A 16,692-nucleotide genomic window follows, 5' to 3' on the forward strand; every position below is an offset into this window, starting at 1 on the left:
GACTGTAATTTTTGACAACGGAGGTAGAAACGCTATAATTTTATACGGTAATTACGCAAAATTGGCAGGTCAAATCACACCATTCAATATGGCAAAACGTATGAGTGCTATTGTGTTGCGCGACCCTGTTTTGTCTATTAGTTGTTGCCTGTGATTTTCCACAGTACGCTTGCTAATGAATAGCTTATCGGCAACTTCCTGATTGGTGAGCCCTTCAGAGAGATGACTCAATATTTCTGCATCTAAAGATGATATTTCGAGGTTGTGTCCGCTGTCTTGAATTACCGTTTCCGGTATGGAAATCAATCGATCTAAAAACCGTTTGGAAAGTTCTGCGCATAAATAATGCCCGTGGTTATAGGTATGATGAATTGCGAACAATAGTTCTGCAGCACTAACACTTTTTAGAAGATATCCCCTGGCGCCATTCTTGAAAGCTTTAACAATGTATTTTTCGGAGTCAAGGGCACTAAGGACGATTACTTTAATTTCAGGAAATCCTACCGTTAAGCGGGCGGTCAGGTCTATTCCACCTAATAAAGGCATATTTAAATCGGCCAATACGATGTCGGGCTTCGCCCCCATTTGCAGAAGCTGCAGCACGCCCTCCCCAGTATCAGCCTCTGCGATAATATTAAACGACACATCTTTTTCAAGCATGGCCTTAACGCCCCCTCTCAAAATAAGATGGTCATCTGCAAGAATTATATTAATCTGCGGTTTTATCATTACGATGGCCTTGTATCCAATGTTACAGCGACGGTGGTGCCCTCACCAGGTTTAGAGTTGATGACCAATGTACCGTTATACAAGCTTAACCTGTTTTTTATGCGCGACAATCCGGACCCCATTGATATATAATCAGGACCATCTAAAAAACCGCTTCCGTTATCAGATACACTCAATTCAACTTTTGCGCCCTTTCTTACGTCAATAACAATCAGGCTAGCATTGGCGTGCTTCATTGCGTTATTGACCAATTCCTGCAATATCCTGAAAATGTTGGTCTCCAATAAAATATCCATGCGCCTTTCAAGCCGACTTAAATTTGTTCTTATAGTTAGATTGGAAGTGGACAAACGCTTTGCCATCTCATCAATAGTTGTCGGTAATCCAAAATCGGTTAATATTGACGGTGCCAGTTCAAAAGAAATATTGCGCGTTTCGCGGGTGGCCATAGCCAATAGATCAGACACTTCCTTTATAACTTCGTCAGGCCGTTCCGCATCAAGTACAAGTTCTAATTTAAGCCTTATGCCATAAAGTAACTGACTCACACTATCATGAAGGGCATCGCTAATTCGTATCCGTTCATTCTCTTCGGCATCTACAGTGGCCAGGGCTATATTTCTTTGTTGTTCGCGCTTAATTCGTTGTGCTTCTTCTTCTAAATTCTTTCTTAAGGTAATGTCTGTCATTGTACCTATAAACCTATCAGATTGATGTTTTCCAGTATGAACATGACCTCTGATATTTACAAAACAGTCTTTGGTTATTTTGTTGCTAAAACGGCATTCAATGTTAATTTCTTGTTTATGAATTATTGCATTTCTAAACGCTTTATCCACGCTTTGTTTGTCTTCCGGATTAATAAGGTTAATGAACGATTGGTACTTGCCGTCAAACTTCGGTCCGGGTAGGCCGCATATCTTTAAGTTAGATTCATCAAGATGAAATATCATCGTGTCCGCGTTTAAATCCCACGTACCTGAAGACGATGCTTCTAAAGCCAGTTCTAACCGTTCTTTTGTTTTAGACAAGTCATTTTCTGTTTTTACCCGCTCAGTTATGTCTATTACGGCAATGTCACATTGCAAAGGAAGTGATCGCACGGGCTGAATGGCTATACCCTCCATTTGAACGTAAAAGTCGCCTTGCCTGGCCGAATTAATTTTTAATTGGCAGCTTTGTTTTTCGCCGCTGCTAAGCATTTTCCGCAAAAATATATGGTAAATATCGCGATGGTCTTCTGTAACAAAGCTTTGTAGTCTTTTACCCACAACCACGCCACGCGCGACACCTAAAAGGTTAACTCCAGCGTTATTCACCTCCGTAACTAATCCGTTTTTATCTAAAATATAGTAACCTATAGGCGCCAGGTCATAAATACCTGAAAACTTAATTTGTTGCAGTTCAAGTTTTTCGTTAGCAATTCTAAGCTCATCATTTTGCATCTCAAGCTCGGCCTGGTGCAAATGCAGATCTTCTAATACTTTTTGTAAACGAACCTCATTGGATGTTAGCTCCTTTGACTTTTCCGTTGCAGCAACTTGCCCTTTTTTAGACATCGGCACCTATTTTTAGAACTACAATAGGGGTGGTATTTATGTCGCCGAAAAATGGTGTGGCAGTTAATAAAAATTTAGTCTGAACCGGATTTTTAATGCTGATAGTTGCTTCCTTAACGCTGTGGTTTGCTATTGCAGACTGCATTAGTTTTGCAGGCTCGTCAGACTTCCAAAGCTTTTTAAAAAACGCTGCCCCATTTTGATTTTTAAGTTCATTGTGTTTAACGCCCAAAATCTTCAAGGTTGCGGCATTAAAATCCAAAACCTCAAGGGTATCGCTAAACCTTATGATGGCGTCAGATAATCCATCTGTTAGTGTGTGGGCGTAATTTTCAAGCATATCCAGCTTTGACTGCATTTGCTTAAAATCTGTAATAAGCGTTAAGGTCAAAACCGCGCCGGAGATATAGTTATCTAAAGTTCTGTAAGGCATAATGCGCACCCTATACCATTCGTTATCTTTTGTACGTATGTCTGAAACCTTGATCGCGAGTTTATCTATCACCTCTCTGATGTCGTGTTCATTGATAGGCTCCTCAAAATTTGATACTACGTGGCTGATAGGTCGGCCTATATCGCTTGCTATCAAATTGAAAAGTATGCGAACCTGTGGAGTATAGCGTAGGATGTTTAAATCGTTGTCTAAAAACAATGTCGATACCTCTGTTGCCTCTAAAAGATTTTTCATATCATTATTAAGCCGCGTAAGCTCTTCGGCTTTTAAATGATACTGGCTGTTCACAGTCATTAATTCTTCGTTTAAAGACTGCATCTCTTCTTTAGTAGTTAAAGACTCTTCGTTGGTGCTTTGCAGTTCTTCATTAGCACTTTGCAACTCCTCATTACTTAATCGTAATTTCTCAATCGAGTTTTCCATGCCCTCTACTGTCGATGATAACTGTTGTTTAGTGTATATCAGTTCTTTTTTCAACTCTTCAGCAGCTATATCCACAGAAGAGGCTGCGCTTTTTGCCAACTTTACATTGTGGCTTTGCAAACCAAGATCTTCGAAAGAGATCAATAAAAGATGATGCTCCCCCCCATCTTTTATTGCAGCAGCTTTTATTGTTACCAAGCGCAACTGGTCATCAAGGTTAAATTTAACAACCTCAGCTGTAACAGCTTTGTCAGTCTTAAGAGCTTCTTGCATCAGCATGGTTAACGGATATCTCAACTCTTCCCTGGCTAATCGTAAAATATTATTGATCATATTTTCACCTCGGGGCAACTCTAAAAATTTGCTTGTATTGCCATTGTTATAAAGAATATCCCCTTTTTCATTAACCAATACAGACGCCGGTAAAATCTTATCGATCAAAGCCTGTGTAAAAATCTCCCTCACCCCTTTTTTTTGCACGGGAGCAACAATTTCATCTTTGGTCTTTTCGTGATTTTGCTTAGCGGGGTGCGACGGGAACTCTATCATGTTACTTAACATTACACTGCCCTCCAATCTTTTAAATATCTTCCACTTGGGATCTGCAGGCTTAAACATCTCAGAGAAACCGCCAATAGTTTCAGCGGGCCCCATAAACATTAATCCTGCGGGGTTAAGCGCGTAGCAAAATAAGGGTATAACTTTTTTCTGTAACTCCGGCGTAAAGTAAATCAGCATGTTACGGCAACACAACAGATCGAGTTTTATAAACGGCGGATCCTTAATAAGATTTTGCTGCGCAAAAACCACAATTTCCCGTAGATTTTTTTTTACTCGATAGCCCTCTTCTTCTTTCGTAAAAAAGTTCTCTAAACGTTGCTCAGATACTTCAGACACAATATTGCCGCGATATCTGCCCGACCGGGCATGTTCAAGAGCAATGGGGTCGAGATCCGTTGCATAAATCTGCAAATCTGGCGGCACCTTAAGGTCTAATTCCTTAATAACTTCTTTAATGATAATCGCAACTGAGTATGCTTCCTCCCCCGTCGAACAGCCCGCAATCCAAACCCTAAATTTATCTTTCCCATTATCTGCCTTAAGCTTATCTTTAATAAGCGTTTTAAGAGAGTCAAAAGCAGCGGCATCTCTAAAAAACTTAGTTACCCCAATCAGTAATTCTCCAAACAACGTATCTATCTCGTCTGGGTTGTCTTGCAGGTAATCTGCGTACTGGCCATAATCTGTAAATTGAAAAAGTGCAAGCCGCCTATCTATACGCCTGGCAATAGTGCTTTTTTTGTATAACGAAAAATCATTACCGGTTTGCGAACGCAGAAACATAAGGATCTTCTGCATGGCGTTAGTTGTCTTTAAAGACATTTTTGTATCCTCACCCGTCTCTTCGGCAATGGCTGGATGGTTTAAATATTGAATGATCTTTAACGGAATCTCTTCCGGCGCAAGTACATAATCTATTAGGTTTGTGTCGATGGCGGCACTTGGCATGCTAGGATAATCAGCAGTTTCTGGGTCTTGGGCAATGGTTAATCCAAGGTTTTCTTTGATCATCCGTATACCGGTTTCTCCGTCAGAACCCATTCCTGACAACACTACTGCAACTGCCCTGTTCCATTGATCGTTGGCGAGACTTTGAAAAAAATAGTCGATTGGTTGACGGATGCCTTGCGGTTTAGATGCTTTCATCAACAGTAATTTCCTACTGTGGATGCCCATATCTTTATTAGATGGGATAATGTAAACATGATTTGCTGCTACAAGCATGCCGTCTGTAGCTTCTATAACCGGCAATGGCGTAAACCTGCGCATTACCTCAGTAAGTTCACTTTTATGGCTTGGGTCAAGGTGCATTACTACAACAATAGCCATTCCGCTGTCAATTGGCATCTGCGAGAAAAATTTCTCGAAAGCGGGGAAAGACCCTGCCGATCCACCTATTGCAATTATGGGAAAAGAACTTGTTTTCACCGTTTTGCCAGAACCCGATACTTTTGACGTAACAGAGATCTCGGGAGACACGGCTTTTCGCTTGTGAACCATAAATAGGCAGGTGTAATGATTGGTTTCTAAAGTTACTCTTTTGAATGGAAGTAACTGCTAAAAGAACATCAATCCTTAATATGGTTTTGATAGATGTTAAAGCTTTTATCTAAGCGTGGCCGGTAGCTGTTAAATAGTGTGGCGTGCCGCTATTTGCAGCAGAAGCTTACGATCGCCATTAGATTCATCGATACTCTGCAAGAGCAGTTGATCTATTTCTTTTGACTTAAACCCTTTTGCAACCATTTTAAGTAAGCGAAAAGAGGTAGCTTCTACGCTTTCTATAACAGAAAGATAAAATATAATAGAAAGATCGCGCAAACTTTGTTGGTCTTTATTTTCAAAAACAGCGGTAAATCCCTCTTCTATAAAGTTGGTTAGGTCACCACATTCTGACAAGTCAGCCTCTTTATCAAGCGTTAAATAGATCTTCCTCATACGCGCAATTTGTTTTTGAACGTCCTGAAGTGTTTCTGCTATCGCGAATTTCAGGTCGTTAAATTCAGATTGGTCTTCCAGTTCGGGCAGCCGTTCAAGCAAATGCACCTTTACACAAAAAACACGGTTCAAATGCTTGACAAAAAACCGGTTACGCTGTATAACGTCAAGTGCAAGGCCGGATGGTGGCATTTGGTCAGATTGGTTATTCATTGGGGTCGAATTGCAATAGGTTATTTATGAAATGTATTTATAGCGATCTTTTTCTGCTTGTGCGGCAAAAAGTATTCTTCATAGAACTGCTTCTTATTATCATGGTATTTTGTAACTACCCCAAGCATGCTCATTAACTTGATGTAATACCAAGCCAGATCGATCTGATGTGGCTGAAACCCACTGCGCGCACTCTTTGGGTACAAGTGATGGTTATTGTGCCATTCACCCGCCACATAACCGGGCCATAGTTGATTTATAGAATTATCAGTATTATTATAATCAGTTCCCTCACGCTGCTTTTCCTCTCCTTTGGCATGGCCCTCATAATTGAACGTCCTTACGCCGACAGCCCAGAAACCCGCGGCGCCAAAGAGGCTTACGGCAAGCGCGTTGCCGCCCATCACAAAAAATACGCCATACCAAAATGCCCAGTTGAGCACCCACGATAGCACCGCACGGGCAGGATGTGCGTAAGATCCCCATATTTTATATTGCTCAAATGAATTGGCCTTAATGCCGGTATGGTTCATTAATTTAACTACTCGCCAGTAATCATTGGCCGACAGATCCTTTGCTATGGGCTGGTGATTAACATCAGCTAAAAAGCAATACAAAAATCCGGCTTTAGCATTGTAAGGGTCGCCCGGTTTGTCTGATTTTGCGTGGTGCACATGATGAGAAACGGCATATATCTCTTCGGGTATTACATTAATGGTTAGATTTTGGGTAATGAACCGCCAGAAGCTATTGCGAAATTTGTATGCGCCGTGAGTGCAGTAGCGATGGTGCCAAATAGTGCCATGCGTTCCCATTACTATCATCCCATATAAAAAGGCGGCTAAAATTGTACCCCAGCTCAGATAAAAAAACAAAAACGCAACAAAAAAGCACGATAGTAAAATCACCTTCATCCAGCTGAAAAATGGCAGCCAGTTTTTTTTAGAACGAAAAACGTTTAACCGTCTAAAAAACTCAGACCATATTTGCCTTTTAGAAGGCGTAATTAATTCCCCGCGGGCATCTGCCCAACCATACGCAGGGACTTGTAATACATGGTCAAAAAACGGCATCACATGATGGTTAAAGAGTAGACTATTGCCTAATTCAAATTTATGTATGCACATTTTTATTCCCGTGTGTAAACCCACCTTTCAGGTGGTGGTTTTTACGCTATATATGGTCGAAACTCTTGAAATGAAACAGATCGATTTAGCAGGGGTTGTAATGATATATCCGCCTCAAATTAGCCAGCATCTTTGCTGCAAAACCCCGATTTTAAAATAACCATCACAACATTGTTGCAATGGTTTTCATACTACTTTTTAAATAAGCACACCATGCCCAATAGCGTTAAGCAAATTCATTCTACTTTTAAACAAAGTATCTGGTTAGATTATATAGACAGAAACATTATTCGCACTGATAAACTTCAAAGTCTTATCGATGATGACGGCATTCGTGGAGTGACCTCTAACCCTGCTATATTTGAACAGGCGATAAATAATAGTGCAGATTACGACGCTGATATATTAAAGTACGGGAAAGTTAATGCCGACCCGGAAAGTATTTTCTTTAAACTTGCTATAGATGACATTCAGAACGCTGCAGACCTGTTTGAACCGTTGTATAACGATGGTATTGCAGGTGCAGATGGCTATGTAAGTTTGGAGGTGTCGCCGCTTTTAGCTCTTGACGAGCTCGCTACCATTGCCCAGGCACGGCAACTGTGGGCCGCGGTTAACAGAAAAAACCTAATGGTGAAGATCCCCGGAACGTGGCCCTGTCTGCATGCTATTGAAACTGCAATAAGTGAAGGGATAAATATAAACGTAACGCTGCTTTTTAGCCTATCAAGATATGAAGAGGTTGCAAATGCTTATATAAACGGCTTGGAGCAAAGGGTGGCAGCAGGTCATGGAATAAGCGAAATTGCCTCTGTCGCAAGTTTCTTTCTTAGCAGGATTGACTTAATGGTAGACCCTATTTTAGACGGAAAAGATCTTACAGAGATGCGCGGCGAAGTTGCAATTGCCTCTGCAAAAGCAGCTTACAAAATTTATAAGCGCCTGTTTAATGGGCCGCGCTGGGAAAAGCTCGAAGCCAAAGGAGCCAAACCTCAACGCCTCCTATGGGCAAGCACCGGGAATAAAAACCCTGCTTACCGTGATACCAGGTATATGGAAGAACTGATTGGACCAGACACCGTTAATACTGCGCCAATGAGTTTGATAGACGCTTTCAGAGACCATGGAATTGCATTACCCCGCCTTGAAAACAATACAGAACATTCTTTTAACATTCTTTCGGCACTTGAATTAGCCGGTATAAACATGGAGTTAATCGCAGCCGATCTTGAACAAGAAGGCATTAAAAAATTTGAAGAACCTTACAAAAAACTTTTAGCGGCTATTACGAATAAATTGGATAATAAAATCTAGATATGTCTCATTTTTACAGGAACGAAGCCCTAACAACGAAACTAACGCCAATGCAGAATTTAATTAAAAATAAAAAAATTAAATAATAGAACAATAGTTGGTAACTAAGGTTGACCTTATATAATAAACAAAAATCAATATGGCAACCACCAAACACAGCCACCACGAAGAGGCGGCAACACATCATGAAGAAGCAGCAAAAAGTCATCGCGCTGCGCACAAAGAGCACTCCGATGGCAACGATGAAAAGGCTGCTCATCATGCTCATAAAGCAAGTGGCCATCATGCTGCTGCAGGAGAGCATGCGAAAGAAGCCTCGAAGAAACATGCTACCAAACACAAATAGGTCAATCTATTTTGTTTAAAAAATGCCTCCCGACGGAGGCTTTTTTATTTTAGAGGTCAGCTTTATATCAGAACTGAATTATTGCCACATTAAAACCCTATACTTACATAATTGTAAATTATTAACCCACAAGCAGATTTAGCCATAAACACCGCGGGAATGATAAAAATTATTTTAGCCGAAGACCATAACGTTGTAAGAAATGGTATAAAAGCACTGCTTGAGAAAGAAAAGGATTACAAGATAGTTGGAGAAGCTGTTAACTCAGAGCAGCTTTTAACAATTTTGCAAAACCAGGAAGAACCTGATATTTTATTGAGCGATATAAACATGCCCGGTGTTAACGGCCTGGACTTGATTCCCAAACTCAGGGAAACGCACCAGAAAATGAAGATCGTAATGTTAAGCATGCTGGATAAAGAGAAATATATCGCTCATGCATTTAGCTCTGGTGCTAACGGCTTTCTTCTTAAAAGCATTACACCTGATGAATTGATTTTTGCTATACGTCATGTACACATGTACGGCAAATATATTTGCTCGGAATTGTCTCTTCGCCTGCTCGATAAGTTATTGGCAACAAATAGTGTGACAGAAAACCAACCCAGCCCTTCTGATCTAAAACTTTCCGTAAGAGACCTTGAAGTGTTACTTCTGATTGCAGACGGTTTGACAAACGCAGAGATTGCGGAAAAACTTTTTACCAGTAAACGTACTGCTGAGGGCTATCGTAAAGGGCTAATGGAAAAAACCGGCTCTGTGAACACCGCTTCGCTGATAAAATTTGCGATGAAAAACAACTTAATAGAATAATACTCAATTTTCGCAGTTGTTAATAGCGTATAAATTACGTGCCTTTTATGGTAGCAATACGCATTACGCTTTTTTTTGTGGTGCTTACTTTCGGGTTGTAGCAATTGCAGATACACCCCCGGGATGAGCTTTATTTTTCCTGATGACGATTCGACTTGCTACAGGAAAGGAAAGATATATGCCCAAACGAGTTTTATTATTAGGTAGTGATTTGTTTTTAAGCAATCTTCTAGCAGATGTTTTCAATATCTCAGATTTTGAGGTTTATAAATGTGTCAATTTCTCTACTGCAGCAGATCTAATCAGTAAAAAAAACTTCGATTATTTCTTAACAGACCGGGAGTTTGCTCCGGCAGAGAAGTTTTTTTTTAAAGGTTTTATTGATATGACACATTACAAGAAATATTTGCCGGCGATAATGTTTTACAGCAAAAACTTTTAGTCAAATCAATGTGTAATGACAACGCATTTTGGCTTGCTAATCCCTCTTTGATTTGACTTTAAAATATCCCCCCCAAACCCGTGTAAACAGGGTATTTTTGCTTGGCCAAATTTCTTCTGCACCCATCCATGAGCCCGGCAATGCGGGTATTACATTTACGCTCATTACAAAAGAAATTATCCCTAAAAAAGAAAGCAACATTGAGCACATTGAGTTTCATTTTGTAAGGGTTACTGACAAAGCCATATTTGACAAAACATCGTTGCACATTGGTAAGATTATACATCTCGAAGGTAAGATCCATACCTACAGCACATTTGAAGATGGAATAAAACGCTATCACACAGAAATTGTGGCTGGCCAACTACAGCTATTTTAATACTGCCTAACTTTAAAATTGTATAGGAAATTCCAATACAACCTGCGTACCCATATCCAACCCGGATGTTAGTTGTAAAGATCCGTTAAGCAATTTCAAATTATTACGTAGCGAAGTAAGGCCAATACCATCACCCCCGCTTTGGTTGACGTCGAAGCCTTTACCATTATCTTTAACAAGTACCGTCATTTTTTTTGTTGTAATTTCAACATTAAGCTTAGTTATTGATGCCGCCGCATGTTTAACCACGTTGAGGATCACTTCTTGTATCATGCGATAGATCGCCAGCTCCATAAATGGGTCTATCCTGAAATTATCTGGACCGTTAAACTGTAGAAATAACCCAATAGATGTTTCAAATTGTTCGGCCATATCCTCAAAAGCTGCTTTGAGGCCAAAGTCTTCTAATAGCTTTGGCATCAACTCGTGGGACAAGCGTCGGCTTTCGCTTATGGCATCCATCAATAAGTTTTCTGTTTGCCTTACAGTTTTAATATTATCAACTACATTGTTGTCTGTGCCAAACTTTAATTGGTTTAGGCTTAGCTTCACACCGTAAAGTACCTGGCCTAAACCGTTGTGCAAGCTTTCTGCAATACGTTTACGCTCCTCTTCCTGTGTGGTAATTATTGCTTTAAATATTTGCTGCTGTTTTTCCAACTCCAATGCTTTCTGTTCTTTAACCAGTTTTTTGGTTTTTTCGCGCGCTAGTTTACCCGCAGTAATATCCAATGTTACACCAAGTACCCTTTCAACATCCCCATTAAGGTTGCGCACAACATCAGCCTTTAACCTTAAGGTTTTTTTACTCTTCCCAATTTTAAAATCAATTGTTTCATCAAACGGGCCCAGCCCGCTATTGATATATTTGATAATTCTGCGAGTGACATAGGTGTTGTATGGTGTCACATACGTCACAAAGACTTCCGGACTAAGGGTAGCCGTCTTTTCCAGGTTGAACAGGCGGTACATGCCTTCAGACCAAGTCATTACCTTGCCTGCAAGTTCGTAATCCCAGCTACCGATCATGGCCAGTTCTTCGGTTTGCTCCAGCAAGTTTAATATTTTTAGCTTTTCAAATTCGGCGTTTTTGATATTGGTTACATCTAAGTTGGTTGCAATGATGCTGCTACCCATCTTTACAAACATGCATGCAAACCATCTGTTTATCCCCTCAAACGGATAAAAATAGTCAAACCCTTCACTTCGGCCGGTATCCATAACCCGTAAAATGGTGTCGTAAATACCCATCTGCTTAATGCCGGGGTATTCCACCGAATAAAGCTTGCCCACCAGATCTTTTCTATTGGTTTGCTTTTCTAATTCAGCATTGGCTACCTTGATTCTAAAGTCGGTTATATTTCCTTCTTCGTCATATACTGCATCCATAACCGATATAGCCAGAAGGCTTGTATCAAAAACAGATTGAAGCAGATCATTGGCGTCAAGCAATTTTTCTTCAGCTAACTTACGGGCGGTAATATCCGTAGAGCTTACTACCACACCATCAGCTAATTTGATGATAGAATGATGGTACCAGCCATTAAACTGTTCATGGTTGTACTCCAACTCGTATTGGCATGATTCACCACTTTCAGTAACCGCTATCATACGGTCAAAAAAACCGGTGTCAATAACTCCGGGATTTTCATCAAGTAACAGCTTGCCTATAACATGACCCGAACTTTCCTTCGACACGTTATTCTGCAGCAACCATTTAAAATTAATGATCTTGTGATTGTTATTCCTTATCGCCTCAAAAACTTGGGTAAAATTTAAACTTCCGTCAAGAGTGGCACGCAGGAGATTTCTATTGGCATGGAGTTTCTCTTGTTCGCTTAAAAGTTCCTTTTGAGTGCCTTTTGCTTTTTCAATTTCAGAGAAATAAACAATTAGGCCGTTATTGTCAACACGATGAACCGCAATGCTCATCCAAAAATGGTCATAAGGGGAAATATATTCACAGGATAATGACTTGCCTGTATTCTTCACTTCTTCTAACAGGTCCGGCACGGGGGTGCCATAGTATAGCGGAAAACTGTCAAGGAGTTTTGCGCCTATTTGTACAGAACCGAATTCTGATAGAGACTGCCGTGCCTCTTTACTTATGTAGATCAGCCTGCCTTCTCCATCAAGTTTAAAGCACGCGACAGCTATCGTATCCAGTATTTCTATTGCTACTGAATCGGGGGTGGGGGCCATAATTGAGATGACTAATTGATTGGGTCTAAATCCTCCTGTAACTCATACTAACGTCTGCGTTAGATGTTTAACAGCTTCACAACACTATATGTCATTAAGCTGATAACAAGTGTAGCCAATTTAGATATTACGTACGTATAAATACTATCCTGTAGAAATATTTACTAATATAATAACACCAAAAAGAAGTACTTAAGCCTCTCATTTTCAGTATTTATCGCGTATATGGGTTTAATTGGGCTCATTAGGTTTGTAATGTTCATTCATATTACTCATCTGTTATGTCCGCAACGGTTACTTATAAAGTTAGATTCAATTATCAGGATATAAAGTTTTTAACTCGTATATCACAAGTGCAACTTAATGATGTCTCCATTTTCCATTTGAGAACCTTAGCAACTCAATACCTTATTCTAAACATTGCCGGGGTTTGGCATTTCATCAGTGATTTTAAACCTTGTGACCAGCTTAAACAAGCAATTATTAAGCAATTAGTAGCGCATATCCCCGCCCAAATAACCGTCTCTTTAACCCATACGGCATGATCAGGCGATTAATTTTATTCTCGTGCGTTTTGCTAAATTTTTCCATCATTTCAAATAAAGCACTAGCGCAATATGCCATTGGTGGGACGGCGGGACCCGCGCTTTATAATGCTGTTTATTGGTTAACATGGGATGAAAATGCAACAAATACAACGTTGATAACGGCTCCTCAGGGTGCCGATAAAGACCATATTATTAACGGCACATATACCTGGCAATTGTCTCCATCAGTACGCATTACCGCGATATTAAGCAATGAGGTATTTGTTAATGGCGACAAGATGATCTCTTATACGCCCGGTAACTTTTCCGGAGATGGCCTGGATCTTATATACTCAGGTAATAACCTACCTAAACCGGCTTCGCGCGGTGTAGCAAACTCGGGCCTGGCAACTATAAATGGCGAGACAATAACATTCGACATTGACCTAACCGTATCTGTCCTTATCAACGGCGTATACATAAATGTTGCCTACCCGGGTATGATCATAGCAGATGCAGAATCATTAAATGCAGGCGACGAGTTTATATCCGGAACTTCTACTAATGCGGTTGCATTTCAGTTGCTTAACAAGCGTACCGAGGGTAATGCAAATGACAGCCATTATAAATTGCAACTTACAGATTCTGGCCGGTCATTTAAATTGTTTGTTGATCAGCCCCCGGGCGATGTTGGCGTACAAGCGGTTTTGTTTGCCAAGGGGGCTACCAGCCTAAAAGACGTAAAAATTGAAGGCCAGGGTTTAACAGCGGTTGCCATAGGGCTTATACTACCTTTTGATTTTGGAGACGCGCCTGCAACTTTTGGCGCACCTGCACATTACATAGATGATTTTCAAACACAGGATTATTTTACTACAGACGGCACATATGCTGTGGTTGAATACAACATTAGCCCGCTTATACCAAAAGCAAGCGTTTATATTGGTGCCGGCAATGTAGATGCCGATGGCCAGCCCAAATTTAGCACTGGTGCCAATGCAGATGATACTACAGCAAACAATGATGAAAACACATTAAATGTTTCTTCGCTGCCCGATATACGAGTAAACCAATCAGGCGATATTACACTTAGTGTACCGGTCACTAACACTAAACAGATTGCGGCAACGCTATATGCCTGGATAGACTTCAATGGCGACGGTATCTTTGAAACTTATGAAGGTACAAGTCTACCCGTACCACAAAATACCAATAACCAATCAGTAAACCTGATCTTTAAAGGAGCCTCTTTCAGCAAATTGCTGAGAGCAGGCGCCCTTTATGGCCGTTTACGGATCACGACCTCAGCATTAACAGATGACGGCGTATCGCAGGTGGATGAACGCAGCATCAATTTCGCTGCAGATGGTGAGGTTGAAGACTATAGATTTAAGGATGTACTTGGCAGCGGCGTGGGCATTTCGGGCCACATATATGACGATGGTAATGGAGGTTCTGATAATTTAATATCAGGCAATAAGATTTCGGTAGTATCGGGGCAACAACTATATGCCTACCTGGCCGACAGCACCTTAAAAATAATTAATAAAATACCGGTTGACACTGCAGGCTTTTACCACTTTGACGATGTCGTAAGCGGCAATTATTCAGTTGGCATTTCTGTATTAAATGCCTTGGTAGGTGCAACCCTTTCTTCAACCACACCTGCCCTTCCCAAGCCCTGGGTACCATCTGCCGATGGGTACGGGATTAACAACGGTAACCGCAATGGTATAGAACCAGGAATTCCTGATTTAAAGATTGTCGTGACAATGCCTGGTAACGGGAAGGGTGTAACGGATGTAGATTTCGGCGTAGATCAGCGCCCTATTGCAGTAGCGGATCATGATACAACGAAAATAAATCAACCGGTTACGATAAACGTCGCGCGCAATGATAGTGATGCAGACGGTTCCTTAGAGCTAAGCGCAATATTGTTGGTTGACCCTGCAGACAAAATAAGTAAATCTACGATTACCATCCCTGCACAAGGAAGCTACACAAGCACAAAAGCAGGAACGGTCGTCTTTACGCCAACGGCTACTTTTATTGGCAAAGCAACGCCGGTAGCCTACACCATAACAGACAACTACGGGGCTGTTAGTTTGCCTGCTTTAATTTATGTTGCTGTGAAGCCGGTTGGCGTAAAAGATACAGCATCTACCAGGGTAAATGTCCCTATTAACATAGTTGTAAAAAACAACGACGGCCCGAGTGGCAATGGCACCTCAGTTACTGCCGGAAACGGAAGTCATGGTACTACTGTTACCGGCACCACCGGAGCCGTTACTTATACACCTAATCCGGGTTTCACAGGTACAGATACATTTACTTATACTTTAACTACAGCAGACACAACTGCCTCAGATCCTATCACTGTAACGATCAGGGTCTTTGCAGATAGCGCGGCCTTATCTCTCACAAAGGTCGCGCTTAATACTGGCTCAAAAGCCGGCGATGTGATTAACTATCAACTGGTAGCAAAAAATACCGGGAATGTGCTGCTTACCAATATCGGCATTAAGGACGACCGCGCGGATGCGGGGTCAATCTCGCCTGCGGTGATCGCATCTCTTGCGGCAGGCGCGTCGGTGAACCTTATCGCAAAACACACATTAACACAAGAGGAAGTAAATCGCGGAACTTTTGCTAACCAGGCATCGGCATCGGGAACAGATCCGTCCGGAACGCCCGTTAACCAACCAAAGTCTGATGATCCCACAACGCCGGCACCAAATGATTCAACGCGCGTCACTATCGTAGCGATGCCCGGCTTGGCTGTTGTTAAAACAGGCGTATTCGCCATAAATAAAATTACATATACGTTTTTAGTGACCAACACCGGTAACGTAACGCTTACCAATTTAAATCTCACAGATGCAAAGCTTAACCTAAGAAACGTAGTACTCACACTGCCTGTTGGTGGATTGCAGCCGGCCGCTAGCGTTAATTTCACTGCATCTTACACTGTTTTACAGGCAGACAAAGTTGTCGGCAGTGTCACAAATACAGCTAACGCAACGGGGACACCGCCTGCCGGTACACCTGTAACCGGCACAGGTACAACTACCACTCCGGTTGGTCGATTGCCAACTGCTATAGATGATGTTGCACAGACAGATGCTAATAAGGCAGTGATTATATCTGTATTGGCCAATGACGACGCAGCAGGATCCACATTTAACATACCGACACTTTTAATTACAACTCAGCCTCAAAACGGAATCGCCACAAAGAACAATGATGGTTCAGTTACTTACACGCCTAACAAGGGCTTTACCGGGCAGGATGTTTTTAATTACCGTGTAACTGATGTATTGGGTTACACTACAAATATTGCCACGGTGACCATTACTGTAAACTTCATAGGTATTATTAATATCCCCAATCTGTTTACACCTAATGGCGACGGACGGAATGATGTCTTCGAGATCAGGGGTTTAGAACAGTATGCGGCTAACCATCTTACCATTGTAAACCGCTGGGGTAATGAGGTTTACAAACAGGATAGTTATCGAAATAACTGGCCCGGCGACGGGCTGAATGAGGGCACGTACTTCTATATACTTCAGGTTAAAAAAACTGCTGCCGATAGCTGGCAGGTTTTCAAGGGTTATGTAACGCTACTACGTACAGTTAACCGGTAGCCTCAGGCGCCACAATAT

At 41.3% G+C, this 16,692-nt stretch carries 12 protein-coding genes; 6 read left to right on the forward strand and 6 right to left on the reverse strand.

Going from position 1 to position 16,692, the window contains the following annotated elements; all coding sequences use genetic code 11:
- Positions 1 to 69: 69 nt before the first annotated feature.
- The 5 genes from GO620_RS07150 to GO620_RS07170 form a co-directional block, all read right to left on the reverse strand.
- A complete protein-coding gene (locus tag GO620_RS07150; RefSeq protein WP_157523791.1) occupies positions 70 to 729 on the reverse strand; it encodes a response regulator transcription factor in 660 nt (219 codons plus the stop codon).
- Positions 729 to 2,288 (reverse strand): sensor histidine kinase, encoded by a 1,560-nt coding sequence (locus GO620_RS07155; protein ID WP_157523792.1) that lies wholly within the window; start codon positions 2,286 to 2,288, stop codon positions 729 to 731. Before GO620_RS07155 ends, GO620_RS07150 begins: the two co-directional genes overlap by 1 nt.
- Positions 2,281 to 5,226, reverse strand: coding sequence for a chemotaxis protein CheB (locus GO620_RS07160; protein WP_157523793.1), 2,946 nt, complete (start codon positions 5,224 to 5,226; stop codon positions 2,281 to 2,283). Before GO620_RS07160 ends, GO620_RS07155 begins: the two co-directional genes overlap by 8 nt.
- A gap of 129 nt (positions 5,227 to 5,355) precedes the next feature.
- Positions 5,356 to 5,877: a DUF892 family protein gene (locus GO620_RS07165; protein ID WP_157523794.1), complete on the reverse strand. Its 522-nt coding sequence runs from the start codon at positions 5,875 to 5,877 to the stop codon at positions 5,356 to 5,358.
- 20 nt (positions 5,878 to 5,897) lie between these two features.
- Positions 5,898 to 7,004 (reverse strand): fatty acid desaturase, encoded by a 1,107-nt coding sequence (locus tag GO620_RS07170; protein WP_244139474.1) that lies wholly within the window; start codon positions 7,002 to 7,004, stop codon positions 5,898 to 5,900.
- 213 nt (positions 7,005 to 7,217) lie between these two features.
- On the opposite strand from GO620_RS07170, the gene tal reads away from it, so the two are divergent.
- The 5 genes from tal to GO620_RS07195 all read left to right on the forward strand — a co-directional run bounded on the left by tal (position 7,218) and on the right by GO620_RS07195 (position 10,298).
- Positions 7,218 to 8,318, forward strand: coding sequence for a transaldolase (gene tal / locus GO620_RS07175; RefSeq protein WP_157523795.1), 1,101 nt, complete (start codon positions 7,218 to 7,220; stop codon positions 8,316 to 8,318).
- Between the two features lie 139 nt (positions 8,319 to 8,457).
- Positions 8,458 to 8,664, forward strand: a complete 207-nt coding sequence (locus GO620_RS07180; RefSeq protein WP_157523796.1) for a hypothetical protein — start codon at positions 8,458 to 8,460, stop codon at positions 8,662 to 8,664.
- A 159-nt stretch (positions 8,665 to 8,823) separates the two neighbouring features.
- Complete coding sequence (locus tag GO620_RS07185; RefSeq protein ID WP_157523797.1) at positions 8,824 to 9,477, forward strand: response regulator transcription factor; 654 nt, start codon at positions 8,824 to 8,826, stop codon at positions 9,475 to 9,477.
- Between the two features lie 178 nt (positions 9,478 to 9,655).
- Positions 9,656 to 9,919 carry a hypothetical protein gene (locus GO620_RS07190; RefSeq protein WP_200230777.1) on the forward strand — a complete coding sequence of 88 codons (264 nt, stop codon included), beginning with the start codon at positions 9,656 to 9,658 and terminating at the stop codon, positions 9,917 to 9,919.
- Between the two features lie 52 nt (positions 9,920 to 9,971).
- Positions 9,972 to 10,298, forward strand: a complete 327-nt coding sequence (locus tag GO620_RS07195) for a single-stranded DNA-binding protein (protein ID WP_157523799.1) — start codon at positions 9,972 to 9,974, stop codon at positions 10,296 to 10,298.
- A gap of 12 nt (positions 10,299 to 10,310) precedes the next feature.
- Here the strand turns inward: GO620_RS07195 and GO620_RS07200 are convergent, their stop codons facing one another.
- Positions 10,311 to 12,500 carry a PAS domain-containing sensor histidine kinase gene (locus GO620_RS07200; RefSeq protein ID WP_157523800.1) on the reverse strand — a complete coding sequence of 730 codons (2,190 nt, stop codon included), beginning with the start codon at positions 12,498 to 12,500 and terminating at the stop codon, positions 10,311 to 10,313.
- A 541-nt stretch (positions 12,501 to 13,041) separates the two neighbouring features.
- Here GO620_RS07200 and GO620_RS07205 point away from each other — a divergent pair.
- Positions 13,042 to 16,674: a CshA/CshB family fibrillar adhesin-related protein gene (locus tag GO620_RS07205; protein WP_157523801.1), complete on the forward strand. Its 3,633-nt coding sequence runs from the start codon at positions 13,042 to 13,044 to the stop codon at positions 16,672 to 16,674.
- Positions 16,675 to 16,692 lie beyond the last annotated feature (18 nt).

It is taken from the genome of Mucilaginibacter ginkgonis (assembly GCF_009754905.2).
Classification (GTDB): Bacteria; Bacteroidota; Bacteroidia; order Sphingobacteriales; family Sphingobacteriaceae; genus Mucilaginibacter; species Mucilaginibacter ginkgonis.